Below are 23,118 nucleotides of genomic sequence, written 5' to 3' on the forward strand. Positions count from 1 at the left end.
AAGGAGGTTCCGCGATGACCACGGAACTCGCACCGACTTCATCACTTCCCGAGGAGCACGCATTGCAGCAGCGGGTGATGAAGAAGGTAGCCCGGCGGCTCATCCCGTTCCTGGGAATCGCCTACCTGCTCAACTACCTCGACCGCAGCAACATCGCCTTCGCCAAGCTCACGATGAGCGCCGACCTCGGTCTCACCGAGACCATGTACGGCCTGGCCAGCGGTCTCTTCTTCATCGGCTACATCTTCTTCGAGGTGCCCAGCAACCTGGCCCTCCAGCGCTTCGGCGCCCGACGGTGGATCGCCCGGATCATGGTCAGCTGGGGGCTGGTCGCCACGCTGATGGCCTTCGTGCCGACCGCCGGCTGGCTCTACACCGCGCGCATCGTGCTCGGCATCGCCGAGGCCGGCTTCTTCCCCGGCATCATCCTCTACCTGACCTGGTGGTTCCCGCGCGCGGACCGCGCTCGGCTCGTCGGCCTCTTCATGGTCTTCCTGCCGCTGTCCTCGGCGCTGGGATCGCCCATCTCGGGCCTGATCCTGCAGTACACCCACGGCTGGATGGGCCTGGCCGGATGGCAGGCCATGTTCCTCCTGCAGGGCCTGCCGACCCTGGTGCTCGGCGTCGCAGCCTGGTTCTACCTGACCGACCGCCCCAACCAGGCCGCCTGGCTGGAGCCCGAGGAGCGGGAGTGGCTGCACGACACGATGGAGGCCGAGCAGCAGGAGTCGGCCGCCACTGGTCACCACTCGGTGCGCGCCAGCCTGCGTGACGGTCGGGTCTGGGCCCTCGGAGGCGTCTACTTCGGCCTCGGCTACAGCCTCTTCGCGCTGAGCTTCTTCCTCCCCTCGATCGTGGCCGGCTTCTCCGAGACGTTCGACACCTCGTTCTCGATCCTCCAGACCGGTCTGATCGTGGCCGTGCCGTTCGCGGCCGGGGCGATCGCGATGGTCTTGTGGTCGAAGCACTCCGACCGCTCCGACGAGCGGATCTGGCACGTCGTGCTGCCGATGCTGCTGGCCGGCGTGACGATCCCGGTCGCGCTCTACATGAACTCGCCGTTCACCACGATGGTCGTCATCACCCTGACCTCGATCGGCATCTTCTCGGCCTTCCCGGTCTTCTGGTACCTCCCGCCGACCTTCCTCTCGGGACCGGGCGCCGCCACCGGCATCGCCCTGGTCAACACCATCGGTGCGGCCTCAGGCTTCCTGGCGCCCTACGCCACCGGGTGGCTGGTCGACCTCACCGGCAACGCACGAGCCGGCCTGTGGGTCGTCGGCGTGCTCGCCGTCGGAGCCGCCATCGGGCTGCTCGCGATGAGCAAGGTCATCCCCGTCGCCCGCACCACCGTCGCCGAACGATGAGCGCCGGCGACCTGCAGGACCGGGTCGTCGTCGTGATGGGTGCCGGCTCCAGTGGAGCCGGCACCAGCAACGGCGAGGCTGCTGCCCTGGCGTACGCCGAGTCCGGCGCGACCGTCGTGGCCGTCGATCGCAACGGCAACGAGGCCCACCGGGTCGCCGATCGCATCACCGCGGCCGGCGGTCGGGCTCTGGCTCTCGAGGCCGACGTCACCGTGGACGCCGATGTCGAGGCGGTCGTCAAGGAGACGATCGCCCGGTTCGGCGTACCCCACGTGGTCCACGGCAACGTGGGTGTCGCCCGCACCGGCTCCGTCATGGAGCTGGCACCGGCCGAGTGGCAGGCGGCAGTCGACGTGAACCTGAACGGTGCCTACCTGGCCTTCAGGCATGCGCTTCCGCCGATGCTCGAGGAGGGCCGTGGCGTCTTCGTCCAGGTCTCCTCGCTCGCCAGCGTGCGACACACCGGCTACCCGTACCCGGCGTACAGCGCCGCCAAGGCCGCGCTCAACCAGCTCACCGTCTCGATCGCCCTGACGTACGCCGACCGCGGCATCCGCGCCAACGCGATCCTCCCCGGCCTGATCGACACGCCCCTGGTGGGTCAGCAGCTGGCCGGCTCGCAGGCCGAGGTCGAGGCACGCCACGCGCTCAGCCCGACCGGGCGCATGGGCTCGCCGTGGGACGTCGCCAATGCCGCGGTCTTCCTGGCCTCCGACAAGGCGGCCTACATCAACGGGGTCTGCCTCCCGGTCGACGGGGGACTGGGCATGCGCAGCGTCTGACCCGGCCACCGTGGGCCCGCACGCCCCACCGTGCGATGGCTGGGAGCGTCTCGCTGTACCGCTGAACGGGCACAACGCCCGCACACGGTCCGATTCCGGCACGGAACGGCCCGTTGTGCCCGTTCAGCGGCCCGACCGTCTTGCCGGCATTGCGCTGAGGACCCGCTGACTCGGCGTACGACGAACAACGCGGCCCACCCCGTCGACGGGGTGGGCCGGGTTGCTCTGTCCTGAAGGTGTCAGCCGATCGGGTCGGACTCGGCGAGTGCCAGCTCGTAGGTCATCGCGACCGGGTTCATCCCGCGCACGAGGCCACCGTGGTGGATGCCGCCGAAGCGGTCCACGAGACCGGCCATCAGGTCCGCGGTCATCCGGCCGTCGACGCGGCGGACTTCGCCGTCGAGGTACATCACCTCCGTCGCTGGCCCCTCCACAACGAGGATCGAGCCGTCGGGCTGGCGCAGGCGTCCGCCGACGATCGAGCCGATCTGCCCGTGCACGCGCGCGCCCGTCCACCCCTGCTGCTCGGTGAGCCGCTCGATCGTGGTCGGCAGGTCGACGTTGGGCCGCACGCGGCACACGATCGCCCGCCGGCCGATCGGTTCGCCGCGGTCGGCCGGGCCGGGCACCACGCGTCGCGGCTCGAACAGGGACATCGTCGTCTCCGGGTCGTGCGCCACGTCGTACCGCACGTCGGCGCTCACGGCGACGTGGGCGGTGACTCCGCGGCCGAGGACCACGGAGTCAGGGATCAGGTGACCGGCCCGGCGCTCGCCGAGCGCGGTGTCGAAGAGCGCATGGCTGTGCGCGAAGACCTCCCCGTCGCGGTGGCCCAGGGTCACGCCGCCCAGTCGCAGGCGCCCGTTGCGGCCGCCCGGGATCGGCTCGCTGAACGTCGCGACCGAACCGCCCGGCGGCCCCAGGGCGGGGATGTAGTAGTCGAACTCCGCCAGTGAGCCGCCGACCAGACGACCCACGGCCCCCGCCGCGCAAAAGCGGTCGAGCACGTCGCCCAGGGCGTCAAGGAGCCGCGCACCCGCCGGCAGCTCGACCTCATGGGTGACGAGACGAGTCTCGAGGGAGACGACCCGGTCGGGGAGGACCGGGCCGGGGTGGCACAGCGGCTCCGGTGCGGCCGCGCGGGTCGCCGTACCGGCGGTAGAGGTCATCGGGTCGCCTCCGCGAGTCCGGCGCCGGTGACGAGCTCGCGCAGCAGGGGAGTGGTGACCTTGCCGTAGGCCGAGGTGGGCAGGCGGTCGACGAAGTGCGCGCGCTTGGGCACCTTGTACCGGGTCATGTGCTCGCGGCACCACGCCAGCAGCGACTCGGGCTCGAGGCCCGGCTCGACGACGCACACGGCCACGCCGACCTCGCCCCAGTCGGCATCGGGTACGCCGACCACACCGACCTGTCGTACGCCGGGGTGCTGGAGCACCTTCTCCTCGACCTCGCGCGGGTCGATGTTGGAGCCGCCGGAGATGTACATGTCCGACGCGCGTCCCGTGATGTAGAGGAAGCCCGCCTCGTCGCAGTGTCCGAGGTCGCCGGTGCGGAACCAGCCGTCGCGGAACGCCTTCACGTTGCCCTCGGGGTGGTCGAGGTAGCCGGCGAAGACCGCCGGGCCGGCCACGCAGATCTCCCCGCGCTTCCCGGGCGGCAGCGGGTTCCCCTCGGCGTCCTGGATCGAGATCGTCATGCCGGTTCGTGGGTAGCCGGCGGTGCCGATCCCGTCCACGGTCGGCACGTCGGCGTGCCGGTCGTGTGGGAGCACGGTGATCGCGCCGGTCACCTCGGCCAGCCCGTAGTACTGCACCAGCACTGGCCCGAGGACGTCGTACGCCCGGCGCTGGTCGGGTGCGGTGATCGGTGCCCCGGCGTAGACGACGTGACGCAGGCTCGAGTGGTCGACGCCGTCCGCGGCCGCGACCAGACGGTTCAGGATCGTCGGCACGGTGAACAGCGTGGTGACCCGATGGCGGGCGACGAGTTCCCAGGCCGCCGTCGGGTCGAGGCTGTCACCGGGGAGCAGCACGACGGCCGCGCCCCGGGCCACGTGGGTGAGCACGTGGACGCCGGCGCCGTGCGACAACGGCGCGAGCACGAGGGTGGCGTCGGTGTGGTCGAGGCCCGGCATCAGGTCGGCGATGTGGTTGTTGACCACGAAGCCCATCTGGTCGTGGGTGAGCACCGCGGCCTTGGGCCGGCCGGAGCTCCCCGAGGTGAAGAAGAACCAGCAGGGGTCGCCGGCGTCGACCGGTACGTCGTCGATGCGGCGGCCGTGGTGGTCGCTGATCAGTCCGGCCACGGTGACGTGCCCGTCGCTCGGCACGTCGTCCGGCTCGTCGTCCGAGAGTCTCCAGACCGGGGCGACCGAAGCGCTGGCGAGCGCCGCTGCGTGCCCGGTCAGCGAGCTCTCGAGCACCACCAGGTCGGGGCGTACGACGTCCGCGAGCGGCAGCAGCTCCGTCGGCGTGAGCTTGGCGTTGGTCGGGGTGATGACGGCGCCGACCCTCCACGCCGCGAACATCACCGTGAGGTAGTCGCGGGCGTTGGCGCTGTGCAGCAGCACCACGGAGCCGCGGGTGATGCCGGTGTCGGACATCGCGGCGGCGAGGGCGTCGACCCGCTGGTCGAGCTCGCGCCAGGTCCATGCCAGGTCGCCACGCACGATCGCCGTGTGGGCGGGGAGCCGAGCCGCGGTCTGGCGCAGGAGCGAGGAGAGGTTGGTCGTCTTCATCGTGAGGGCCGTCGTCGGCGTCGCTCGGGTGTCGGTCCGTGTGGTGCTCACCAGCGCTCCAGGATGCTCGCGTAGTTGGTGACGGCGGCGCCGCCCATGTTGAAGACCCCGGCGACGTCGGCACGGGGGAGCTGCAGGTCGCCGGCGGTGCCGGTCAGCTGCATGGCGGCCATGACATGCATCGAGACACCGGTCGCGCCGATGGGGTGGCCCTTGGCCTTCAGGCCTCCGGACCGGTTGACGGGCAGCTTGCCGTCGGCGGTGGTGAGCCCCTCCTCGAGGATCCGGTGGCCCTGGCCGGGTTCGGCCAGGCCGAACGCCTCGTACTGGATGAGCTCGGCGATCGTGAAGCAGTCGTGGGTCTCGATCAGGTCCAGGTCGAGGGTCTGCAGTCCGGCGTCGGCGGTGGCCGCGGCCCAGGCCTGACGGGCGCCGGCGAACTCGGTGGGATCCCTGCGGGAGAGCGGGAAGGCGTCGTTGGCCTGTGCACGGGACCTGAACCGGACCCGGCGGTCGCTGGTCGCGGCCACGTCCGGCGCGGCGAGCACCAGGGCCGCGGCTCCGTCGGAGATCAACGAGCAGTCGGTGCGACGCAGCGGTGGGGCCACGAACGGGTTCTTCTCCGAGACGGTCGAGCAGAAGTCGAGGCCGAGGTCCTTGCGGATCTGCGCGAGGGGGTTCGTCACGCCGTTCTCGTGGTTCTTCGCCGCGACCATCGCCATCGCCCGGGACGGGTCGCCGTACCTGTCGGCGTAGGCGCGGGCAATGCCGGCGAAGACGCCCGCGAAACCGGCCTCCACAGCGGCCTCCTCGGGTTGGTAGCAGCCGCTGAGCAGGATCTCGCCGGCTCGCGGGGTGCTGACGCCGGTCATCTTCTCGGCGCCCACGACGAGCGCGACGCGACCGCGTCCGGACTCGATGAAGTCGCAGGCGGCGTTGATCGCGGCCGAGCCGGTGGCGCAGGCGTTCTCCAGTCGCGTCGCGGGTGTCGCGGCGAGGCGGCTGTCGGCGACCGAGACCAGTGCTGCCTGGAAGTCCTGGGCGCTGAACCCGTTGTTGTAGACGCCGACGAAGATGCCGTCGACGTCGGCGGCGTCCATCTGCGCGTCGGCGAGGGCCTGCGGGATGACCGAGGCCATCAGGGCGGTCGTGTCCGGGGCTTCGAGCCGGCCGAACGGCGTGTGGGCCCAACCGATGATCGACGTACTGGAGTTCATTGCGTGTCCTCTTCCACGTGGCGGTGCGCTGTGCCTCCACGATGGCCTCGCGCCCCGGTCAGCGACTACGTGCGGGCGTCGAGCACGTCACCTGCGGTGTTTCGACATCTGTCGAAGGTGCCGATCTGCGGTCTCGTCTCGCAGCGGTGCCGCCGTCCCGTCGTTCCCGCCGAGCATGGGAGCAACGCGAAGGAGGCGCTCATGCGAGCGACAGTCAAGGCAGACCGCGGACCCGGCTGCCGGTTCGTCACCGATCGACCGGAGCCGGTGCTGCTCCCCGGCCAGGTGCGCATCGAGGTGGCCGCGGCGTCCGTGTGCGGCACGGATGCCGCGATCCACGATTCCGGACCGGTGCTGGACGACTTCGGCATGAGGTTCCCCGTCACGATGGGGCACGAGGTTGCCGGGATCGTCGTGGAGGCCGACCCCATGACGCGGGTCGCCGTCGGCACCCGGGTGACGGTCGAGACCCACCTCCACTGCGGCGAGTGCTTCTTCTGTCGAAACGGCGACGGCCACAACTGCGCGCGGGTGCAGCTGCTCGGCGTCCACCTCGACGGCGCGTTCGCGGAGCGGGTCGTCGTCCCGGCAGCGAGCTGCTTCGCCCTGCCCGACGCAATCGGGCTCGAGGAGGCCGCACTGCTCGAGCCCGGGGGCAGCGCCATGCACGCCGTGCTGCGCAGCGGAGTGTCCCTGGCCGGCAGCAGCGTCCTGGTCTCGGGTGCAGGCCCGGTCGGGCTGGTGCTCGTCCAGATCGCCGTGGCCATGGGCGCCCGCATCGTCACCGTGGTCGAGCCCAACCCCATGCGTCGCAAGATGGCCGAGCGGTCCGGCGCCGTCGTGCTCGACGTCGGTGTGGACCCGATGGAGGTCGCCGACCCGACGACGCGCCACCGCGGTGGCTACGACGTGGCCTTCGAGTGCTCGGGCGCGGGCGCGGCGCTGTCCACCGTCCTCGACGCGACCCGCAACGAGGGCACCGTCGTCGTCGTGGGCCTGGTCAAGGGCGAGGTCGCACTGCCGGTCACGCGCACCCTGATCACCCGGGGACTGACCCTGCGGGGCAGCTTCGGTCGGTCCCTGTGGGGCACCTGGGACCGGCTCTCGGAGCTGGTGATCTCCGGCCGGGTCGACCTGGCCGGGCTCCTGACGCACCGGCTGCCGCTCAGCGGGCTGCCGCTCGCCCTTGAGCTGATGCGGGAGGATGCAGGCAAGGTGTTGCTGTTGCCGTCGCTGCCCGACACGCAGCTGCACGAGACCTCGACCGAAGGAAAGACCCGATGACCGCGTCCACCGTCTCGGCCTCGATCGTGGAGGCCCTCGAGGCAATCGAGGGCCTCGACGTGCTGACCAACCCCGACTCCACGTCGGCCTACGCGCACGACCGCTCGGTGTGGGCGGCGTACGACGTCCCGGCGGCAGTGGTGCGTCCTCGCACGACGGAGGAGGTGCGTGCGGTCGTGGCGGCTTGTGTCGGGACGGGCACTCCACTGGTGACCCGGGGTGCGGGCACGGGCCTGTCGGGCGGGGCCAATGCCACCGCCGACGCCGTGGTCGTGTCGATGGAGCGGATGGACCAGATCCTCGAGGTCGACGTCGAGCACCGGCTGGCGCGCGTGCAGCCCGGTGTGGTCAACGACGACTTCCGTGCCGCCCTCGTGGAGCACGGGCTGTGGTATCCGCCGGACCCGGCCAGCAGCCCCTGGTCGACGATCGGCGGCAACGTCGCGACCAACGCCGGCGGCATGTGCTGCGTGAAGTACGGCGTCACCGGCGACTACGTGCGCGAGCTCGAGGTGGTCACCGGAACCGCGGAGGTGGTGCGGCTCGGTCGGCGTACCGCCAAGGGCGTTGCCGGCTACGACCTGCGCGGCCTGGTTGTCGGGTCGGAGGGAACCCTGGGCGTCGTCACCGAGGTCGTGCTGGCCCTGCGGCCGTTGCCGCCGTCCGCGACAACCGTCATCGGCAACTTCGACTCGTTGGAGGACGCCGGGCGCGCGGTCGCGCTGATCGGCGCCTCCGGCATCTCACCGAGCGTCCTCGAGCTCGTCGACCGCGGCTGCCTGGAGGCCGTCGACGAGTGGAAGCACATGGGCCTCTCGAACGACGCCGACACCGTGCTGATCGGTCGCACCGACGCACCGGGGGAGCTGGCGGTCCATGAGACGAAGGAGCTGATCCGCTGCTTCGAGGAGGCCGGGGCGACCTTCACCGCAGCCTCCGAGGACGAGCAGGAGTCGGAGGCGTTGTACGCCGCCAGGCGTTTCGCCTTCCCCGCCATGGAGCGCAAGGGCGTGGTGCTGACCGAGGACATCTGCGTGCCGCTGGCGCGCGTGGCCGACGTGCTCGGACAGGTGCGCGACATCGGCCGCGCCCACGACGTCATGGTGGCCAACATCGCCCACGCCGGCGACGGCAACCTGCATCCCCTGCTGGTCACGCCGCCGGGCGACGAGGCTGCAGGGGTGCGGGCCCGGGCCGCGTTCGACGAGATCCTGCGGGTTGCGCTCGAGGCCGGCGGCACGGTGACGGGGGAGCACGGGATCGGCCTCCTCAAGCGCGCCGGACTGGGACAGGAGCTCTCGCCGGCCGTGGCGCAGATGCACCACTCGGTGAAGGCCGCGCTCGATCCGCACGGAATCCTCAACCCTGGCAAGGCTCTGCCGATCTGACCCGCGCGGCTGCCGACACCCTCAGCCCCAGTTGTCGCGGCCCCACCTGCAGAGTCGGCTCAGGCCGTTGCCCCCGGCGAAGAGGCTGTTCTTCTCCTCGGCGAAGTTGTCCTCACGGCCACTGAGGGTGCCGATGACCTGGCGACCACCATTGGTCCAGCGACCCCACAGCGGTCCGCCGGACTGACCGCTGGCGATGTCGGCCCTGGTCTCGAGCTCGAGCGTGTCGTAGCTGTCACTGTCGTCGTCGTGCACCGAGATGCCGAGCTCGAAGCAGGGCCGCTGGCCGGTCGCGCTCAGGTCGTAGGGATAGCCCGCGTGGTTCCAGACGTGCAGGTCCTCCCAGTCGTCGTCGTACGTCCGGTAGCCGAAGTAGCCGAGCCACCGGCCGAAGGGCTGGTCGAGCTGGCAGATGGCCATGTCGTAGCCGTCCTGCCCGACGAACTGCTCCCAGGCGGCGATGCCGATGACGTTGGCCGTCCAGCTCCCGCCGAGCACCGACGTGCCGTCGAACATGCCGGGTGTGAAGGTGACGTTCCCGATCACCGGACCACCCGGGGACCATGAGTTCGCCACGACGTGGGAGGCCGTCAGGATCGTGGACTCCCCGATCAACGTGGCGCTGCCCTTGCCACGACCGGTGTCGAGCTGACCGATGCGGACCCACGGGGCCGCGGTCGTCGAGTAGACCTGCCGGCTCTCACCGTCGTAGATCTGGGTGAAGTTCGCGGGCTCGACGGGTGACCCGTTGAACCGGCGCAGCATCCGCGGACGGTGGACGCCCAGCGAGCGCGGTCCGCCGATGATCGTCCGGGAGTTCTCCGGGGTCCATTCGTCGACGCTGTGCACCATCTCGTCGCGGAGCAGCTCCTCGCCGAGGCCGACGCTCCCCGACGGCTCCGCCTCGCGTTCGGCGGGGGAGCGCAGGCGGTTGAGGTCGAACCAGTCGGGCTCACCCTGTCGGTCGCCGAGCTCCAGCTCCTGGTCGACGGTGAGCGGCTCCTCCGCTCGCTCCCGCGTCGTCCTGTCGTGGTCGTGGTCGCTGCGTCCGGTTGCCATGGTGTCCTCCGATGAGTACGACTTCGATGAGTACGACGCGTGGTGCGTCGAACGGAAGGAGCACGCATGGCGACGCGCGATACCCGAGCCGGTCGACTTCCCCGTTGTCGGGGATCGGCAGGACACTCCTTGACTCGGACAAGGAGTGTCGTAGTAAACTACTACAAAACTTGTCTCAGTAAGGAGTGGGATCATGAAGGTTGTCATCTTCGGAGCAGGCCTGATCGGCAGCCAGCTGGCTGCCCGACTGGGGGAGCAGGGCCATCAGGTCGACGCGCTGGGACGCGAGGACGGCATCGACACCACGACCGGCAAGGGCGTGGCCGATGCGGTCAAGGGGGCGGACGTGGTCGTGGACCTGACCAACTCGCCGTCCTGGGCAGGCGACGACGTCCTCGCCTTCTTCCGCGACTCCACGGCACACCTGGTCGCGGCCGAGGAGCGCGCCGGTGTGGGCCACCACGTGATCCTCTCGATCGTCGGCGCGGACCGGCTCACCGAGTCGGGCTACATGCGGGCAAAGCTGGCGCAGGAGGCCGGGGTCGCCGCTGGTGGCGTCCCCTTCACGATCGTCCGCTCGACGCAATTCTTCGAGTTCATCGCGGGCATCGCCGACGCGGGGACCGAGGACGGCACTGTCCGGGCCACGCCGGCAACCCTGCAGCCGATCGCCTCTCGTGACGTGGTCACCCACCTGGCCGAGGTGGTCACGGGAGCCCCGGTCAACGGAACCCTCGAGATCGCCGGCCCCGAGGCACTGGGGATCGATGAGCTGATCCGTCGCGAGTTCAGGGCGACGGGGGACACCCGGACCGTGGTCCCGGATCCCCAGGCCGGCTACTTCGGCGCGGTGCTCGATGACGCGGCGCTGGTCGCGACGCCCGGCGCGGGCGCCTGGATCGCGCCGACCACGCTCGACGAATGGCTACGTGATCGCGACTGAGCAGGTCCGGCCTGCAAGGATGGCCGGGTGAAGCTTTCGGCCGGGGTGGAGTGGTCCATCCACTGTTGCGTCGTACTCAGCCAGGCGGAGCAACCGGTGCCCAGCGCTCGGCTGGCCGAGCTGCACGGGGTGTCGAAGGCCTACCTCGCCAAGCACCTGCACCAGCTCGCCCGGGCCGGCCTGATCGTGCCGAGTGAGGGCCGCGACGGGGGCTACGCCCTCGCCCGGGACGCCGGCGAGATCACTGTCCTGCAGGTCGTCCAGGCGATCGACGGAGAGCGGCCGGCCTTCCGCTGCACGGAGATCCGGCAGCAGGGCGTGCTGGCCCAGCCTCCCGAGAAGTGCCTCGAGGCCTGCGGCATCGCCAAGGTGATGGCCGATGCCGAACGTGCCTGGCGGGACTCGCTCGCTGGTACGACGATCGCCGACCTGGCCGCCAGCCTCGACACCTCACGACTCGACGAGGTCCTCTGACCCGACGCGTACGGCGTCCGACAAACTACTCGGAGCCCTCCGAGGGCTGGTCCAGGGCGGTCTCGGCGTTCTCGCGCTGGCTGCCCTCGGGCGGCGGGTCCTGGGACGTGACCAAGCCGGTGTACCCGTCCTGCCCATCGCCGTCATGGTGCTCGGCGTGGTCGCCTGCGCCTGTGTCGCCGGCGGGATCGGTGGGAGGCGTCTCCGGCTCGGGCTCCGAGGAGCCGGGGCCGATGTTGGGGCGGGTCTGGGGGTCGTAGTTCGGGTTCTCGGTCATGCTTCTCCGTACCCGACGGACCGTGCCGCATGCGGCCGATGCCGGGAGTGTGGCGGGTTCGATCTCTCCGCGTGGGTACTGCATGACGTCCCGACCGGGATGACCCCCGTGCCTCCCGGTCTCTCCGACAGTGTGGAGCCGAACAGATGAGACCTTCGATCACCCGCACGTTCACCACGACCGCCCCGCCGGAGCGGGTCCACGACTACCTTGCCGACTTCCGCAACGCCGAGGAGTGGGACCCGGGCACGAAGACCTGCGAACTCGTGCAGGGCGGCGGCGAGGTGGGCAGCGTCTACCGCAATGTCTCCTCGTTCATGGGGCGCGAGTCCGAGATCCGCTACACCGTCGCAGAGCTGGAGCGGCCCACCCGCATCCACCTGGTCGGACGCAACGAGCAGTTCGAGGGTCACGACGTGCTGGGTGTGAGGGCCGGCGTCGATGGTGGTTCCGAGGTGACCTACCACGCCGAGTTCTCCTTCACCGGCGCCGCGAAGTACGCCGCTCCACTGGTGGCGGCCTACCTCCCGGCCCTGGCTCGCAAGACCATCCGGCAGATGCAAGCGTGCCTCGATGCGCTGGGAGACGGCCGGTGAGCGCGGCGGAGGCAGCCACTCTCCCGGTGAGGGCGCTGGACACGTTGATGGACCGGACGCTGGCACCGGGCTACAGCCGCATCGGCTTCGAGGTCCGGCGCCGGTTGCCGGGTTGGCCCGCGGACCCTCAGCCCGGAGCACTCGCCGGGCGACACGTTCTCGTGACCGGGGCAAGCTCCGGCCTCGGGATCGGTTGTGTGGAGGGCCTGGCGCGCCTGGGTGCCGCGGTGCACATGGTGGTGCGCGACGAGGTGAAGGGCGAACGGGTCCGTGGGCAGATCATCTCCCGAGTCGGCGATGCCGACCTGCGCGTCACGCGGTGCGACCTGGCCGACCTCGACGACGTACGCCGTTTCGCGGACGAACTAGACCTCACCTCGGTCCACGCCCTCATCCACAACGCGGGGGTCATGCCGCCCGAACGCACGGAGTCACCTCAGGGTCACGAGCTGAGCATGGCGGTGCACGTGCTCGGGCCGGTGCTGATGACCGAGCTGCTGCGCGACCGCCTCCACAGCGGCCGGACGGTCCTGGTCAGCAGCGGCGGGATGTATGCCCAGCGGCTTCCGGCCGGCGACCCCGAATTCCGCTTGGGCGAGTACTCGCCGTCGGTTGCCTACGCCCGGTCCAAGCGCATGCAGGTGGAGATGCTCCCGCTGCTGGCCGACCGCTGGTCCTTCGACGGCATGGTGCTGGCCGGGATGCACCCGGGCTGGGCGGACACTCCTGGGGTGAGGGAGTCGTTGCCGACGTTCCGACGGCTGACCCGGCCGATCCTGCGTGACGATCGGCAGGGAGCCGACACCAGCGTCTGGCTGGCGGCGACACGACCTGCGCCGCCGACCGGCCGATTCTGGCACGACCGGGTGCCTCGCCCCACGCACCTGGTGCCTGCCACCCGGCCTCGCGCCGACGAGGTGGCGCGAGCATGGGCGTGGCTCCGCTCAGCGACGGGAATCGACTGAGCGGACCGCGCACCCGAGGGCTCGCCCTCAGGACTCGTCGAGGCCCTCCTCGACACTCTCTCCGGTCACGTCGTGCGCCCGCTGGTCCTCGAGCTGATGGCCGCCGAGCGGGTCGCCGTGCCAGTGCGCCAGTTCCCAACCGGTGCCGGGGTGCCCCTCGAGGACGCCCATGGCGGTGTTCATCATCCGTAGGTCGTCCGAGGCGTCCGGGTCGAGCCTGGCCGCCAACGCGGTGAAGACGCGGATCGCTCCGCCGTGGCTGAACACCGCGACGGTGTCATCGGGAGCGTGCGCCTCGGCGATGGAGCGCAGTGCCGCATCGAAGCCTTCGTAGAACTCGTGGCCGTCGGTGCCACCGGGAATGGCACGCGCGAGATCGCCGTGCATCCAGTGCATCAGGCAGTCGAGATAAGCGTGAACGGAGTCGCGCTCGGTGTGCATCTCCAGGTCGCCGGCCGCGACCTCCTCCAACCCGGGGCGTACGCCGACCTCGAGCCCGAGCGCTTCGGCGAGTGGGGCGGCGGTCAGTTGGGTGCGGACCAGGCGGGAGGCATAGACGCCGGCGATGTCCTCGTCGGCGAGCGCACCCGGGACGGCGCGTGCCTGGGCCTCGCCGAGCGAGGTCAGACCGGCTCCGGGGAAGGCGGTGTCCAGCGCTCCCGTCACGTTGTTCGGAGTCTGACCATGACGGATGAGTAGCAGGCGCACCGCCCGATCCTACGTGGGCAGTCCGCGACCCTCCGCACCGCCGTGAACGCCCGGGCAGGCAAGGCCAATAGTGCGAAAACCGGTATGGCCCGGTGCGGATTCTGGGAGCCTTTGGCATACCCAAATTTGGGGATCTCGGGACTACTCAGGAGGTCCGCGTGTCCTTGTTCCGCAAGCCGAAGCCGAAGTCGGCGCTCATCGCTCTCGCCACGATCGGCGCACTTGTCGTCGTCACCCCGACGACGGCGGTCGCCGCGCGTCTCATCGGCAGTGGCGACATCGCGAACCAGTCCATCCAGTCGTGGGACATCGCTGCCGACGGCATCGGGAGGTCTGAGCTGCGCACCGGCTCGGTCGGCTGGGACCAGATGGACTCGCGCACCCGCGCCAGGATCATCGCGCTGGCAGGCAAGGACGGCACGAACGGCAAGAACGGGACCAACGGCGAGGACGGCGCGACGGGCGCGAACGGCGCTGACGGCCTGGACGGTGCCGACGGCGCCGACGGAGCGACCGGCCCCGCAGGTCCGGCCGGTGAGGACGGTGCCAGCGGAACCGACGGAGCCACCGGCCCGCAGGGGCCCGCTGGCCCGGCCGGCCCCGTGGGTCCGGCAGGCCCCGCAGGTGAGGACGGTGCCGACGGAGCGACCGGTCCGGCCGGTCCCGCAGGACCCGCCGGTGGAGGGACCGTGCTGAAGGACGGCAACGGCGTCACCGTCGGCAAGGTGCAGTCGATAGCCCGCAACAGCGTGACCGTCCTGACCAGCAGTGGCTACATGCTCACGGTCGGCTGGGACGGCAGCATCGCGCCGGCACAGGCCTACTACACGGGTGCGGGCTGCACCGGAACCGCCTACCTCAACTCCGGCAGCTCGACCCCGTCGTGGCTCTACGCGAAGACGCTGGTCTACCTGGGCAGCGCGAACACGCTGGCCGTGCCCGCTGTCCTGGACGGCAGCGGTGCCGCCGCGAACACCGGCTTCACTGCGGCCACCATCGACAACCCCGCGTGCGGCGCCAGCGCCGGTGCCAGGAACGGATGGGAGCTGAAGGCGACGACCGCCGCCAACACCGGGCTCCCGGCAGGCGTGGTCAACCAGATCGCGACTCCGCTGTCGGTGAACTGAGCGAGCGCAGTCACCGCAGGGTCCACGTCGACTTCCAGACGCGGGTCACATCTCTTCGTGGGTCTCCGGGTCGCCGCCGAAGAGCCGGCCGTCGGGGCGGCCGAGTGCGGTGATGGCCGCGACCTCGTCGTCAGTGAGGACGAAGTCGAAGACGGCCAGATTCTCCTGCTGTCGTTGGGGTGTGGCCGACTTCGGAATCGGAAGGGCACCGATCTGCACCTGCCAGCGCAGCACCACCTGGGCCGGCGTGACGTTGTGGGACTCGGCAGCGTCACGCACCGGCGCCTCGTCGAACGGGGCGTTGCGCTTGCCCAGTGGGCTCCAGGACGACGTCACGATGCCGCGGGCCTCGTTGGCGACCCGCATCTCGACCTGGGGGAACCACGGGTGCAGCTCGACCTGGTTCACCGCCGGCGTCACGCCGGTCTCGGCGATGATCCGGTTCAGGTTGTCGGCGGTGAAGTTCGAGACCCCGATGGAGCGGACCAGACCCTGCTGCTGCAGGTCGACGAGGGCGCGCCAGGCGTCGGCGTACTTGTCGACGGTCGGGTTCGGCCAGTGGATCAGGTGCAGGTCGAGGTGGTCGACGCCGAGGCGCCCCAATGACTCCTTGGTGGACGCGACCGCGTCGTCGTACGCGTGATGCCGACCGGGGAGCTTGCTGGTGATCAGCACCTCGTCACGGGGAAGGCCCGACTCGCGCACCGCCCGGCCGACCTCCTCCTCGTTGCCGTAGTTGACCGCCGTGTCGAGCAGTCGGTAGCCGGTGTCGAGGGCGCTGCGGATCGCGTCGACGCCGTCGGATCCGGTGAGCGTGTAGGTGCCGAATCCGATCGCCGGAAGCGTCGTACCGTCATTGAGGGTGAGGGAGGGAATGTCACTCATGGTTTCAGGCTAGGTCAGACGCGGTTGGGCGCGCCCGAGCCTTCCCCGCCACTCTTGACCGGGCGGTCAAACAAGGAGCATTCTGGTGGTGAATGATCCGCCTGAGGACGACGGATTCGGGTAGGAAATGAGGATCAGTCATGCCGAAGTTGACTCGATGGCAGGCCCTGGTGGCGCTGCTGGCTGGTGCGTACGCCGCGCTGTCGCCGCTCTGGACCGACACGGACGACATGGCGACCTGGACGATGGTGGTCCTGGGCGTCGCGACGATGGCCGTCTCCCTCTGGTCGGTGGCCATGCCGGACGACAAGATCTCGGAGTACGCGCTCGTGCTCATGGGTGTTCTCTTCATCGTCGCACCGTGGGTGATGGGGTTCGCCAACATCGACGACATGGCCCTGACGGCCTGGATCGTCGGAGCCATCACGCTTGTCGCCGGCGTGCTCGAGGTGCCGCAGATCGAACACCGGCTGCACCTGCACCACGGGCCGATCGCGCACTAGTCGAGTGAAGGCTGCCACCGACCGCCGCACCCGGATTCTGGACGCGGCGGAGGAACTCTTCGCCGTTGACGGCTTCGACGCCACGCCGACTGCGCGTGTCGCCGAGGCCGCCAGCGTGCCGAAGGGGCTGGTCTTCTACTACTTCCCACGCAAGATCGACCTGCTGCTGACGCTGTTGCAGGAGCGGCTCCCGACGCCGACGACGGACACCGTCGCCGACGTCGTACGCCGTGGCGACCCGGCCGCCTCGCTGCTCGCCATGCACCGTCGACTCGGACTGGAGGACCACGACTCGCTGGTCCTGCGGACGATCATCTTCCGTGAGAGCGGCACGCACCCGGAGGTGCGCGACCACCTGCGGAAGCTGCGCCGTTCGCTCGTCGAGCTCACCGAGTCTGCACTGGAGCAGGCCGCCGAGTGGAGCGTCGCGGCGAAACTGCGTCGTCAGGCGGCCGAGACGTTCGTGTCGGTCATGCTCGACCACGCCAATGCGCGCAGGGCCGGGGGAGCGCTGCCCGACGTACAAGGTGCAGCCGCGGTGGTGGCGTTGGCGATCGGCGCGCCGGGTCTGGCCTGACCCGCAGCGTCAGCTCGTGGCCCCGAGCACCCTGGCCAGCTCGTCGGCCGATGACCGCAGGATCAGCCCGAATGTGAACTCGAGGCCGTCGCCCTCCTGCGGCCACAGGGTCAACGTCGAGGTCACCCCACGCTTGTAGTCGGCGTGGTCGATGTCGCTGCGACCGAGCTGCGCCACGACCTCTCCGGTGGGGCGCATGGCGGCACTCTTGCCCAGGCAGATGATCCGCCGGTCGGTGACGACGACGAACCCCTCGGCCCGGGCGGCGCTGCGGGCGTTGACCGCCTTGTTGAGCCTGCGTGCGGCGCCCCCGACCCTGCCCTGCTCGGCCGGCGCCGACTTGACGATCGCCTGGGCCATCGCCTCGACGGTCTCGCCGGCGTCGAGCATCGGTCCGACGATCTCGCTGACGCGCTCGCGCTGCTTGTCCTTCATGAGTGCCCCGTTCACAGGACCGTCCGGGCTGGACGGTTGCCGGTCAAGTATCCACCGGCTCATGTGGTCACCGGTGTGACACCGTGCGCCCGACTACCCTGACGCCCATGAGCCGCATCTTCACCGTCAGCTTCGCGTCGGTCTACCCCCACTACGTCACGAAGGTGGAGAAGAAGGGCCGCACGAAGGCCGAGCTCGACCAGGTCATCGAGTGGCTGACCGGGTACGACGAGCAGGCGCTCGCGCACCACCTCGAGGAGGAGACCACGTTCGAGGAGTTCTTCGCGCAGGCTCGACTGAACCCGAACGCGGAGCTGATCACCGGCGTGGTGTGCGGCATCCGCGTGGAGCAGATCGAGGATCCCCTGATGCAGAAGATCCGCTACCTCGACAAGCTGGTCGACGAGCTGGCCAAGGGCAAGGCGATGGAGAAGGTCCTGCGCGCCTGACCGTCCGTTGCGCCATCATGGCGACATGAGCGAGGTGATGGAGTCAGTGCCGACCGAGAACGGCCCTTTCTTCCACGGGACGAAGGCCGATGCGCCCGAGCGGATCTACCAGGTCGAGCCCACCGGCTTCTTCGAGGACGACCCGAACCTGACGAACACGAGGTTCAAGGGCAACCCGACCCGTTCGTACCGCACCAGCGAGCCGATCCGCGTCGTCAGTGAGGTCACCGACTGGGAACCGCACGCACCCGAGGTGCTGCAGCACATGCGCGGCCACCTGGCCGAGCTCGAGCGGCAGGGCATCGAGGCCATCAACGAGTGATCGCTCCCGCGCTCGGGGCTACTCGCGTTCGACCCGCTGGAGTCCGTCGGTGGGCGTCCACCACTCGACGACCAGCCTGGTCCCTTCGGCGTTGAGGTGCGTGTGCACGACCTCGGCGATGTCGGCGTGAAAGGCGTCGCCGTCGGGTGACGGGTCAGTCACGAGTGCCCGGCCGGCGATCTTCGCCTCGCCCGGCCAGGACGCCTCGGAGCCGTCCACCGGGTCCACCGTCGCACTGTGCAGAGCGAACCGCGGGTCACGGCGCAGGTCGGATCCCTTGCGGGAGTTCGGCATCGATCCGAAGGTCAGCCGGCCCTCCTTGAAGGCGGCCTCGATCCCCGAGATGCGCGGTGCGCCATCGGCCCGCAGCGTCGCGATCGTCTTGTGCCGGTGCGCGTCGAACAGGGCCTGCACGCGCCGGGCGAACTCCGGCTCGGCGGCTTCGAGGTCGTGCCATGCCGTCATGCTCCCGATTCTCGCACCAGCTGCGGACGGCGTCACTCGACTCCTGGCCTGCGTGGAATCTGCCCGGCACAGGCAAGAATGAACGGATGGACGGTGCCCGCGGACGACTCGAGGATGAACGGAAGCAGACCCTTCAGCGCCTCGCCGGTCTGATGGAGGACTTCGACGAGGTGGTAGCCGCCTCGCGGGACACCAATGCTGACGAGGAGCACGATCCCGAGGGGGCCACGATCGCCTTCGAGCGGTCACAGGTCGGAGCCCTCGTGAGGCAGGCCAGGCGCCACCTCGACGAGATCGACTCCGCCCTCGAGCGCCTGGTGGCCGGCACCTACGGGACGTGTGAGACGTGCGGACTGCCGATCGGCGAAGGGCGTCTCGAGGCCAGGCCTGTTGCCCGCACGTGCATCCGCTGCGCGAACTGAGGTGTTCGTCAGGCCCCCAGCCAGGCCATGCCGGCGACGACGAGTGCGGTGACGCCGGTGTCGAGGGTGGGCTGGATGACGGGCGCGAACGTGGGGGAGTGGTTGGCAGGAATGTCCTGGTCGACCCGGTCGGCCTCCTCGGCCGCACGGTACGCCTCGCCGTCGATCCCACCCAGACCCCAGTAGGAGTAGGGGATTCCCCATGCATCGGGCAGTCGCGAGAAGTCCTCGCTGGCGGACTGCAGGGGCAGCTCGCCGGCCGCCGCGCCGAAGTGGTCGGCGAAGGCGGCGGCCAGTCGCTCGGTCACCTCGGCGCCGTTGTCAGTCAGTGGGTAGCGGTCGTAGAGCTCGAACTCAGGCTGCTTCGGGCTGCCCGAGGCCTCGCACTCCGCGATCACGATCCGCCTGATCGCGTCGAGGATGCGCGTGCGGGTGCTGTCGTCGTACGACCGCACGTTGAGCTCGATCACCGCCCTGTCCGCGATGATGTTGCTCTTGGTGCCGGCGTGCAGGCTGCCGACCGTGAGCACGGCTGGCGCGGTCGGCGCGACCTCGCGCGACACCACAGTCTGGAGGCGTACGACGACCATCGCCGCAAGCACCACGGGGTCGACCGTGGCGTGCGGCATCGAGCTGTGGCCACCGCGCCCGAACAGCGTGATGCGCATGCTGTCCGCGGCCGAGAGCACAGGTCCCACGCGGGTTCCGACGGTTCCGGTGGGCATCGCGAGCACGTGCTGCGCGAAGGCCACGTCGGGTCTCTCGACCAGGTCGACGATGCCGCCCTGGACCATCGCGTCGGCGCCGTCGGCCCGCTCCTCGGCCGGCTGGAACACTGCCACGAGGGTGCCGTTCCAGTCGTCCAGCGCGGCGGCGTACAACGCGACGGCGCCCAGCAGGCTGGTCACGTGCACGTCGTGGCCGCAGGCGTGCATGACCGGCACCTCCGCGCCGGTCTCGTCGGTGGCGGTGGCCGTGCTCGCATAGGGCAGCCCGGTCTCCTCCTTCACCGGCAGCGCGTCCATGTCGGCACGCATCAGCACCGTCGGGCCGTCGCCGTTGCGCAGCACGCCGACCACGCCGGTGCCCCCCACGCCTTCGTGCACCTCGCAGCCAGACTCGCGCAAACGCTCCGCCACGAGGCCCGCGGTGCGCGTCTCCTGATGGGGCAGCTCCGGGTGGGTGTGCAGGTCTCGGTAGAGCTCCTCGAGTCCTTGTCGCTGAGCCTCGAGCCCCGTGAGGACGTTGGTGACGTGTGCAGAGACCATGAACGCATCCTTGCCGATCAGTCGAATGGTCTCCACCCGGTGGACGTGGTCCCGACCGCCCCCGGGGCGCAGCCATGGCCAGGGTGTCGTGGGCGTTGCTAGGTTCGGGTCATGACTGAGTCTCCCGACGACGCCCGGATCGACTCCCGCGCCGAGCAGCTGCCCGAGGAAGAGCATGCGGGTGGCGCTGATGACCCGCACGCCCAGGCCGAGGCGATCCTCGAGGAGTCCGACGAGCGCACCGACGACCCGGAGGGCACGCGCCGCGAATCGACCCAGACCCCGGACGACCCGCCCTCGCAGGCCGAGCTGGTCGGCGACGTCGACTGACCATCAGGCGTCAGGTCCGCGCGGCACACTGGAGGGGTGCGACGCAGACAAGCACCGACCCGGGTGACCGACGTGAAGGAGTCGCGCTCCCGCCGACAGAAGCGGCGACAGCGCATCTACTTCACGCTGATGGGCACCTGCCTCCTGCTGATCCTGCTGGCATGGAACGTCGTGCGCCTGTGGTCGACGACCGCCGCCGTGGTGATGTCCGCGATCGCCGCGGTGATCCCACCGACGGCCGCCATCCTGGCCAACTGGGGCGAGGACGGTTGAGGACCAGCCGCCCCGTCAGCGGCGAGCCGGGGAGTGGTTCAGCGTGCCGAGGGCGAAGTCGACCAGGTAGTCGTTGAGCTCGGCGGAGGCCGCGGTCGCCGCGTCGACGTCACTGGCGAGAATCGCCTCGAGCATGGCGATGTGCAGGGCGGCGCCGGCCTTGATCTCGGCCACCTCGTCGACGACGTGGGTGAACCAGAAGCGTCGTGAGAGCCCTTGGAGGGGCGCCATCGCATCCGCGAGGTAGTCGTTGTGGGCGCTGGACGCGATGAGCTGGTGCGTGGCCTTCACCGTCTCGGCGTACTCCTTGAGTGTGAAGTCGTCCTCACGGATCCGGGTCGCCATCGCCTCGATGTCTCGGCGCTCGGAGGCCGTGGCACGCTCGCATGCGAGCTCCACGGCCAGCGACTCCAGGCTGCGGCGCAGCTCGAGCATCCGCAGCTGCGCCTCGACGGAGGTGGCCGGGATCAGCACGCCCTTGTTCGGATGGATCTCGACCATGTGGTTGCGCGAGAGTCGCTGCAGGGCTTCTCGCACCGGCGTACGCCCGAGCCCGGTCTTCTCCATGAGGAATGCCTCGGAGACCAGTGATCCCGGGTCGAGATCCTGGAAGACGATCATCTGCTCGATGACCTGGTAGGCCTGTGCGGCCTTGCCCGGAGTCGTCATCACGTTCCCCTTTCGTCTTGATCCTAGGGGCGCTGGCGCCCGTGGCCGGTGTCGGCTCGTCGGAGGTGGGACGAAGATTTCTTCGCCCGAACCCTTGATATATGACCAATATATTGGTTGCATGCTCGTTGTCCACCTTGAGACCCGGGTCACAGATCGCTGCGTAGTCTGGCGATGACCTCCGAACGGAAGGGATGTCATGAGCAAGACATCCACCATTGAGCAACGTTCGATCGACTTCGTCCCCGCCGACGAACGGCACGGCAACGCCCGCAGCCTTCTCTTCGTCTGGTTCGCCGCCAACACCTCGATCACCGCCGTCGTGACCGGAGCCCTGTTCGTCATCCTCGGCAACAGTGCGCTCTGGTCGATCCCCGCGATCGTGATCGGCAACGTCGCCGGCGGATTCTTCACCTCACTCCACTCGGCGCAGGGGCCGCGGCTCGGCGTGCCCCAGATGATCCAGAGCCGGGCCCAGTTCGGCTACTACGGCGCGATCCTGCCGCTGGTGCTGGCGCTGATGATCTACCTCGGCTTCTACGCCACCGGCCTGGTCCTCGGCGGGCAGGCCATTGCCGACCTGCTCCACGTGTCGCAACAGGTGGGCGCGGTGGTGTTCGCGCTGATGTCGACGACCCTGGCGATCTTCGGCTACCGCCACATCCACCGCTTCGCGCACGTGGCTGCGGTCCTCAGCGGTGTCGTGTTCCTCGGCCTGTTCGTCAAGATCCTCGGCGATCCGGGCTTCGACGACATGCTCGGGAGCGGCGCCTTCGCCGCGGCCCCGTTCGTCCTGGGGATCTCTCTCGCCGCCTCCTGGCAACTGACCTTCGGCCCCTACATCGCCGACTACTCGCGCTACCTCCCGACCGAGACCCCGAAGTCGACCACGATCGGCTGGACCTTCGCCGGCAGCGTGATCGGTGCCTCGCTGGCAATGACCCTGGGCGCGTTCGCCGCCTCACTCGGCGGCGAGAAGTTCGGCGCCAACCAGGTGGGCTACCTCGCCGACCTCGGTGGCTTCTTCGGACCGCTCGTGCTGGTCGCGGTGATCCTCGGGAAGCTGACCGGCAACACGCTGAGCTCGTACGGCGGATACATGTCGGTCGCCACGATCGTCACCAGCCTCACCCATCAGTCCGCGATCGCGCTGCGCCACCGCGTGGTCTACATCGGGCTCATCTCGGCTGTGGCCCTGGCCATCGCGTTGGCGGCGACCGACAACTTCCTCTCCACCTTCACCGACTTCCTCCTGTTCCTGCTCTACTTCATGACGCCGTGGTCGGCGGTCAACCTCGTCGACTACTACTGGGTGCGCAAGGAGAAGTACGACGTGGGCGCACTGTTCGACGCGAACGGCATCTACGGCAAGTTCAACGTGGGGGCGTTCGTCGCCTACGGGATCGGCGTGTTGATTCAGATCCCGTTCATGCACAGCACTCTCTACACCGGCCCGATCGCCAGCTGGATGGGTGGAGCCGAGTTCGCCTGGGTCCTCGGACTCGTGGTCTCCGGCGGCCTCTACTACGCCTTCTCCGCACGGATCCGCAACGAGGTCCCGCCCACCCACCGCGTGCCCGTCGGCCGCTGACCCCC

The 23,118-nt window shown here is 69.7% G+C and carries 27 protein-coding genes and 1 pseudogene; 17 read left to right on the top strand and 11 right to left on the bottom strand.

What is annotated here, in order from left to right; genetic code table 11:
- Window positions 1-14 precede the first annotated feature (14 nt).
- On the top strand, window positions 15-1,367 hold the full coding sequence (locus ASH02_RS06420; RefSeq protein ID WP_057294461.1) for an MFS transporter: 1,353 nt from the start codon (window positions 15-17) through the stop codon (window positions 1,365-1,367).
- Complete coding sequence (locus ASH02_RS06425) at window positions 1,364-2,149, top strand: SDR family NAD(P)-dependent oxidoreductase (RefSeq protein ID WP_057294462.1); 786 nt, start codon at window positions 1,364-1,366, stop codon at window positions 2,147-2,149. The genes ASH02_RS06420 and ASH02_RS06425 overlap by 4 nt, the downstream gene beginning before the upstream one ends.
- Window positions 2,150-2,388: 239 nt before the next feature.
- On the opposite strand, the gene ASH02_RS06430 is transcribed toward ASH02_RS06425, so the two are convergent.
- The 3 genes from ASH02_RS06430 to ASH02_RS06440 are packed head-to-tail and all read right to left on the bottom strand — an operon-like array spanning window position 2,389 to window position 6,103.
- A complete protein-coding gene (locus ASH02_RS06430; RefSeq protein WP_057294463.1) occupies window positions 2,389-3,318 on the bottom strand; it encodes a hypothetical protein in 930 nt (309 codons plus the stop codon).
- The gene (locus tag ASH02_RS06435) at window positions 3,315-4,937 is read right to left on the bottom strand and encodes an AMP-binding protein (RefSeq protein WP_200959100.1); all 1,623 of its coding nucleotides are present in this window, start codon (window positions 4,935-4,937) and stop codon (window positions 3,315-3,317) included. Before ASH02_RS06435 ends, ASH02_RS06430 begins: the two co-directional genes overlap by 4 nt.
- Window positions 4,934-6,103, bottom strand: a complete 1,170-nt coding sequence (locus ASH02_RS06440; RefSeq protein WP_057294464.1) for an acetyl-CoA acetyltransferase — start codon at window positions 6,101-6,103, stop codon at window positions 4,934-4,936. Before ASH02_RS06440 ends, ASH02_RS06435 begins: the two co-directional genes overlap by 4 nt.
- A 201-nt stretch (window positions 6,104-6,304) precedes the next feature.
- On the opposite strand from ASH02_RS06440, the gene ASH02_RS06445 reads away from it, so the two are divergent.
- Both ASH02_RS06445 and ASH02_RS06450 read left to right on the top strand, forming a co-directional pair.
- Window positions 6,305-7,387 carry a zinc-dependent alcohol dehydrogenase gene (locus tag ASH02_RS06445; RefSeq protein WP_057294465.1) on the top strand — a complete coding sequence of 361 codons (1,083 nt, stop codon included), beginning with the start codon at window positions 6,305-6,307 and terminating at the stop codon, window positions 7,385-7,387.
- Window positions 7,384-8,775: an FAD-binding oxidoreductase gene (locus ASH02_RS06450; protein WP_057294466.1), complete on the top strand. Its 1,392-nt coding sequence runs from the start codon at window positions 7,384-7,386 to the stop codon at window positions 8,773-8,775. The genes ASH02_RS06445 and ASH02_RS06450 overlap by 4 nt, the downstream gene beginning before the upstream one ends.
- A 21-nt stretch (window positions 8,776-8,796) precedes the next feature.
- Here ASH02_RS06450 and ASH02_RS06455 read toward each other — a convergent pair whose 3' ends face one another.
- Window positions 8,797-9,834, bottom strand: a complete 1,038-nt coding sequence (locus ASH02_RS06455) for a trypsin-like serine peptidase (RefSeq protein WP_056680108.1) — start codon at window positions 9,832-9,834, stop codon at window positions 8,797-8,799.
- Window positions 9,835-10,027: 193 nt separating this feature from the next.
- On the opposite strand from ASH02_RS06455, the gene ASH02_RS06460 reads away from it, so the two are divergent.
- Together ASH02_RS06460 and ASH02_RS06465 are read left to right on the top strand one after the other, a co-directional pair.
- Window positions 10,028-10,777 (top strand): SDR family oxidoreductase, encoded by a 750-nt coding sequence (locus ASH02_RS06460; RefSeq protein ID WP_057294467.1) that lies wholly within the window; start codon window positions 10,028-10,030, stop codon window positions 10,775-10,777.
- A 27-nt stretch (window positions 10,778-10,804) separates the two neighbouring features.
- Window positions 10,805-11,251: an RrF2 family transcriptional regulator gene (locus ASH02_RS06465; RefSeq protein WP_056891243.1), complete on the top strand. Its 447-nt coding sequence runs from the start codon at window positions 10,805-10,807 to the stop codon at window positions 11,249-11,251.
- A 25-nt stretch (window positions 11,252-11,276) separates the two neighbouring features.
- Here ASH02_RS06465 and ASH02_RS06470 read toward each other — a convergent pair whose 3' ends face one another.
- On the bottom strand, window positions 11,277-11,528 hold the full coding sequence (locus tag ASH02_RS06470; RefSeq protein ID WP_057294468.1) for a hypothetical protein: 252 nt from the start codon (window positions 11,526-11,528) through the stop codon (window positions 11,277-11,279).
- Window positions 11,529-11,674: 146 nt separating this feature from the next.
- On the opposite strand from ASH02_RS06470, the gene ASH02_RS06475 reads away from it, so the two are divergent.
- Window positions 11,675-12,124 (top strand): SRPBCC family protein, encoded by a 450-nt coding sequence (locus ASH02_RS06475; protein ID WP_057294469.1) that lies wholly within the window; start codon window positions 11,675-11,677, stop codon window positions 12,122-12,124.
- Window positions 12,121-13,089: an SDR family NAD(P)-dependent oxidoreductase gene (locus tag ASH02_RS06480; protein WP_200959102.1), complete on the top strand. Its 969-nt coding sequence runs from the start codon at window positions 12,121-12,123 to the stop codon at window positions 13,087-13,089. Before ASH02_RS06475 ends, ASH02_RS06480 begins: the two co-directional genes overlap by 4 nt.
- A gap of 27 nt (window positions 13,090-13,116) precedes the next feature.
- Here the strand turns inward: ASH02_RS06480 and ASH02_RS06485 are convergent, their stop codons facing one another.
- Window positions 13,117-13,797: a histidine phosphatase family protein gene (locus ASH02_RS06485; protein WP_057294471.1), complete on the bottom strand. Its 681-nt coding sequence runs from the start codon at window positions 13,795-13,797 to the stop codon at window positions 13,117-13,119.
- 158 nt (window positions 13,798-13,955) lie between these two features.
- Here ASH02_RS06485 and ASH02_RS27260 point away from each other — a divergent pair, with 158 nt between their 5' ends.
- Window positions 13,956-14,924 (top strand): collagen-like protein, encoded by a 969-nt coding sequence (locus tag ASH02_RS27260; RefSeq protein WP_056680131.1) that lies wholly within the window; start codon window positions 13,956-13,958, stop codon window positions 14,922-14,924.
- Window positions 14,925-14,969: 45 nt separating this feature from the next.
- On the opposite strand, the gene ASH02_RS06495 is transcribed toward ASH02_RS27260, so the two are convergent.
- Window positions 14,970-15,809 (bottom strand): aldo/keto reductase, encoded by an 840-nt coding sequence (locus tag ASH02_RS06495; protein ID WP_056680134.1) that lies wholly within the window; start codon window positions 15,807-15,809, stop codon window positions 14,970-14,972.
- 140 nt (window positions 15,810-15,949) lie between these two features.
- On the opposite strand from ASH02_RS06495, the gene ASH02_RS06500 reads away from it, so the two are divergent.
- Window positions 15,950-16,312, top strand: a complete 363-nt coding sequence (locus tag ASH02_RS06500) for an SPW repeat protein (RefSeq protein ID WP_056680137.1) — start codon at window positions 15,950-15,952, stop codon at window positions 16,310-16,312.
- A 4-nt stretch (window positions 16,313-16,316) separates the two neighbouring features.
- Entirely contained in the window at window positions 16,317-16,889 is a 573-nt protein-coding gene (locus ASH02_RS06505; RefSeq protein ID WP_056680140.1) for a TetR/AcrR family transcriptional regulator, read from the top strand.
- 9 nt (window positions 16,890-16,898) lie between these two features.
- Here ASH02_RS06505 and ASH02_RS06510 read toward each other — a convergent pair whose 3' ends face one another.
- Window positions 16,899-17,324, bottom strand: a complete 426-nt coding sequence (locus ASH02_RS06510) for a hypothetical protein (RefSeq protein WP_156388674.1) — start codon at window positions 17,322-17,324, stop codon at window positions 16,899-16,901.
- Between the two features lie 107 nt (window positions 17,325-17,431).
- Here ASH02_RS06510 and ASH02_RS06515 point away from each other — a divergent pair, with 107 nt between their 5' ends.
- Entirely contained in the window at window positions 17,432-17,773 is a 342-nt protein-coding gene (locus ASH02_RS06515; RefSeq protein WP_056680147.1) for a DUF2200 domain-containing protein, read from the top strand.
- A 103-nt stretch (window positions 17,774-17,876) separates the two neighbouring features.
- A pseudogene (locus ASH02_RS27500) lies at window positions 17,877-18,021 on the top strand (NAD(+)--rifampin ADP-ribosyltransferase); the annotation flags it as partial.
- A gap of 92 nt (window positions 18,022-18,113) precedes the next feature.
- Here ASH02_RS27500 and ASH02_RS06525 read toward each other — a convergent pair.
- On the bottom strand, window positions 18,114-18,560 hold the full coding sequence (locus tag ASH02_RS06525) for a pyridoxamine 5'-phosphate oxidase family protein (protein WP_056680153.1): 447 nt from the start codon (window positions 18,558-18,560) through the stop codon (window positions 18,114-18,116).
- An 86-nt stretch (window positions 18,561-18,646) separates the two neighbouring features.
- Here ASH02_RS06525 and ASH02_RS06530 point away from each other — a divergent pair, with 86 nt between their 5' ends.
- Window positions 18,647-18,982, top strand: coding sequence for a TraR/DksA family transcriptional regulator (locus ASH02_RS06530; protein WP_056680155.1), 336 nt, complete (start codon window positions 18,647-18,649; stop codon window positions 18,980-18,982).
- Between the two features lie 8 nt (window positions 18,983-18,990).
- Here ASH02_RS06530 and ASH02_RS06535 read toward each other — a convergent pair whose 3' ends face one another.
- The gene (locus tag ASH02_RS06535) at window positions 18,991-20,250 is read right to left on the bottom strand and encodes an amidohydrolase (protein ID WP_056680480.1); all 1,260 of its coding nucleotides are present in this window, start codon (window positions 20,248-20,250) and stop codon (window positions 18,991-18,993) included.
- 111 nt (window positions 20,251-20,361) lie between these two features.
- Between ASH02_RS06535 and ASH02_RS06540 the strand changes: the two genes are divergently transcribed.
- Window positions 20,362-20,580 (top strand): hypothetical protein, encoded by a 219-nt coding sequence (locus ASH02_RS06540; protein ID WP_056680158.1) that lies wholly within the window; start codon window positions 20,362-20,364, stop codon window positions 20,578-20,580.
- Window positions 20,581-20,616: 36 nt separating this feature from the next.
- Complete coding sequence (locus ASH02_RS06545) at window positions 20,617-20,853, top strand: DUF3099 domain-containing protein (protein ID WP_235532543.1); 237 nt, start codon at window positions 20,617-20,619, stop codon at window positions 20,851-20,853.
- Window positions 20,854-20,868: 15 nt separating this feature from the next.
- Here ASH02_RS06545 and ASH02_RS06550 read toward each other — a convergent pair whose 3' ends face one another.
- Window positions 20,869-21,522 carry a GntR family transcriptional regulator gene (locus tag ASH02_RS06550; protein WP_056680164.1) on the bottom strand — a complete coding sequence of 218 codons (654 nt, stop codon included), beginning with the start codon at window positions 21,520-21,522 and terminating at the stop codon, window positions 20,869-20,871.
- Window positions 21,523-21,721: 199 nt separating this feature from the next.
- Between ASH02_RS06550 and ASH02_RS06555 the strand changes: the two genes are divergently transcribed.
- Complete coding sequence (locus ASH02_RS06555) at window positions 21,722-23,113, top strand: purine-cytosine permease family protein (protein ID WP_057294472.1); 1,392 nt, start codon at window positions 21,722-21,724, stop codon at window positions 23,111-23,113.
- Window positions 23,114-23,118 lie beyond the last annotated feature (5 nt).

The sequence above is a fragment of the Nocardioides sp. Soil796 genome, assembly GCF_001429525.1.
GTDB lineage: Bacteria > Actinomycetota > Actinomycetes > Propionibacteriales > Nocardioidaceae > Nocardioides.

Coding starts and splice junctions, on each gene's coding strand:
- ASH02_RS06500 (WP_056680137.1), top strand. CDS start 15,950: ATGCCGAAGTTGACTCGATGGCAGGCCCTGGTGGCGCTGCTGGCTGGT.
- ASH02_RS06525 (WP_056680153.1), bottom strand. CDS start 18,560: ATGACGGCATGGCACGACCTCGAAGCCGCCGAGCCGGAGTTCGCCCGG.
- ASH02_RS06535 (WP_056680480.1), bottom strand. CDS start 20,250: ATGGTCTCTGCACACGTCACCAACGTCCTCACGGGGCTCGAGGCTCAG.
- ASH02_RS06515 (WP_056680147.1), top strand. CDS start 17,432: ATGAGCCGCATCTTCACCGTCAGCTTCGCGTCGGTCTACCCCCACTAC.
- ASH02_RS06445 (WP_057294465.1), top strand. CDS start 6,305: ATGCGAGCGACAGTCAAGGCAGACCGCGGACCCGGCTGCCGGTTCGTC.
- ASH02_RS06430 (WP_057294463.1), bottom strand. CDS start 3,318: ATGACCTCTACCGCCGGTACGGCGACCCGCGCGGCCGCACCGGAGCCG.
- ASH02_RS06450 (WP_057294466.1), top strand. CDS start 7,384: ATGACCGCGTCCACCGTCTCGGCCTCGATCGTGGAGGCCCTCGAGGCA.
- ASH02_RS06455 (WP_056680108.1), bottom strand. CDS start 9,834: ATGGCAACCGGACGCAGCGACCACGACCACGACAGGACGACGCGGGAG.
- ASH02_RS06475 (WP_057294469.1), top strand. CDS start 11,675: ATGAGACCTTCGATCACCCGCACGTTCACCACGACCGCCCCGCCGGAG.
- ASH02_RS06460 (WP_057294467.1), top strand. CDS start 10,028: ATGAAGGTTGTCATCTTCGGAGCAGGCCTGATCGGCAGCCAGCTGGCT.
- ASH02_RS06425 (WP_057294462.1), top strand. CDS start 1,364: ATGAGCGCCGGCGACCTGCAGGACCGGGTCGTCGTCGTGATGGGTGCC.
- ASH02_RS06440 (WP_057294464.1), bottom strand. CDS start 6,103: ATGAACTCCAGTACGTCGATCATCGGTTGGGCCCACACGCCGTTCGGC.
- ASH02_RS06510 (WP_156388674.1), bottom strand. CDS start 17,324: ATGAAGGACAAGCAGCGCGAGCGCGTCAGCGAGATCGTCGGACCGATG.
- ASH02_RS06530 (WP_056680155.1), top strand. CDS start 18,647: ATGGACGGTGCCCGCGGACGACTCGAGGATGAACGGAAGCAGACCCTT.
- ASH02_RS06550 (WP_056680164.1), bottom strand. CDS start 21,522: ATGACGACTCCGGGCAAGGCCGCACAGGCCTACCAGGTCATCGAGCAG.
- ASH02_RS06540 (WP_056680158.1), top strand. CDS start 20,362: ATGACTGAGTCTCCCGACGACGCCCGGATCGACTCCCGCGCCGAGCAG.
- ASH02_RS06470 (WP_057294468.1), bottom strand. CDS start 11,528: ATGACCGAGAACCCGAACTACGACCCCCAGACCCGCCCCAACATCGGC.
- ASH02_RS06555 (WP_057294472.1), top strand. CDS start 21,722: ATGAGCAAGACATCCACCATTGAGCAACGTTCGATCGACTTCGTCCCC.
- ASH02_RS06495 (WP_056680134.1), bottom strand. CDS start 15,809: ATGAGTGACATTCCCTCCCTCACCCTCAATGACGGTACGACGCTTCCG.
- ASH02_RS06420 (WP_057294461.1), top strand. CDS start 15: ATGACCACGGAACTCGCACCGACTTCATCACTTCCCGAGGAGCACGCA.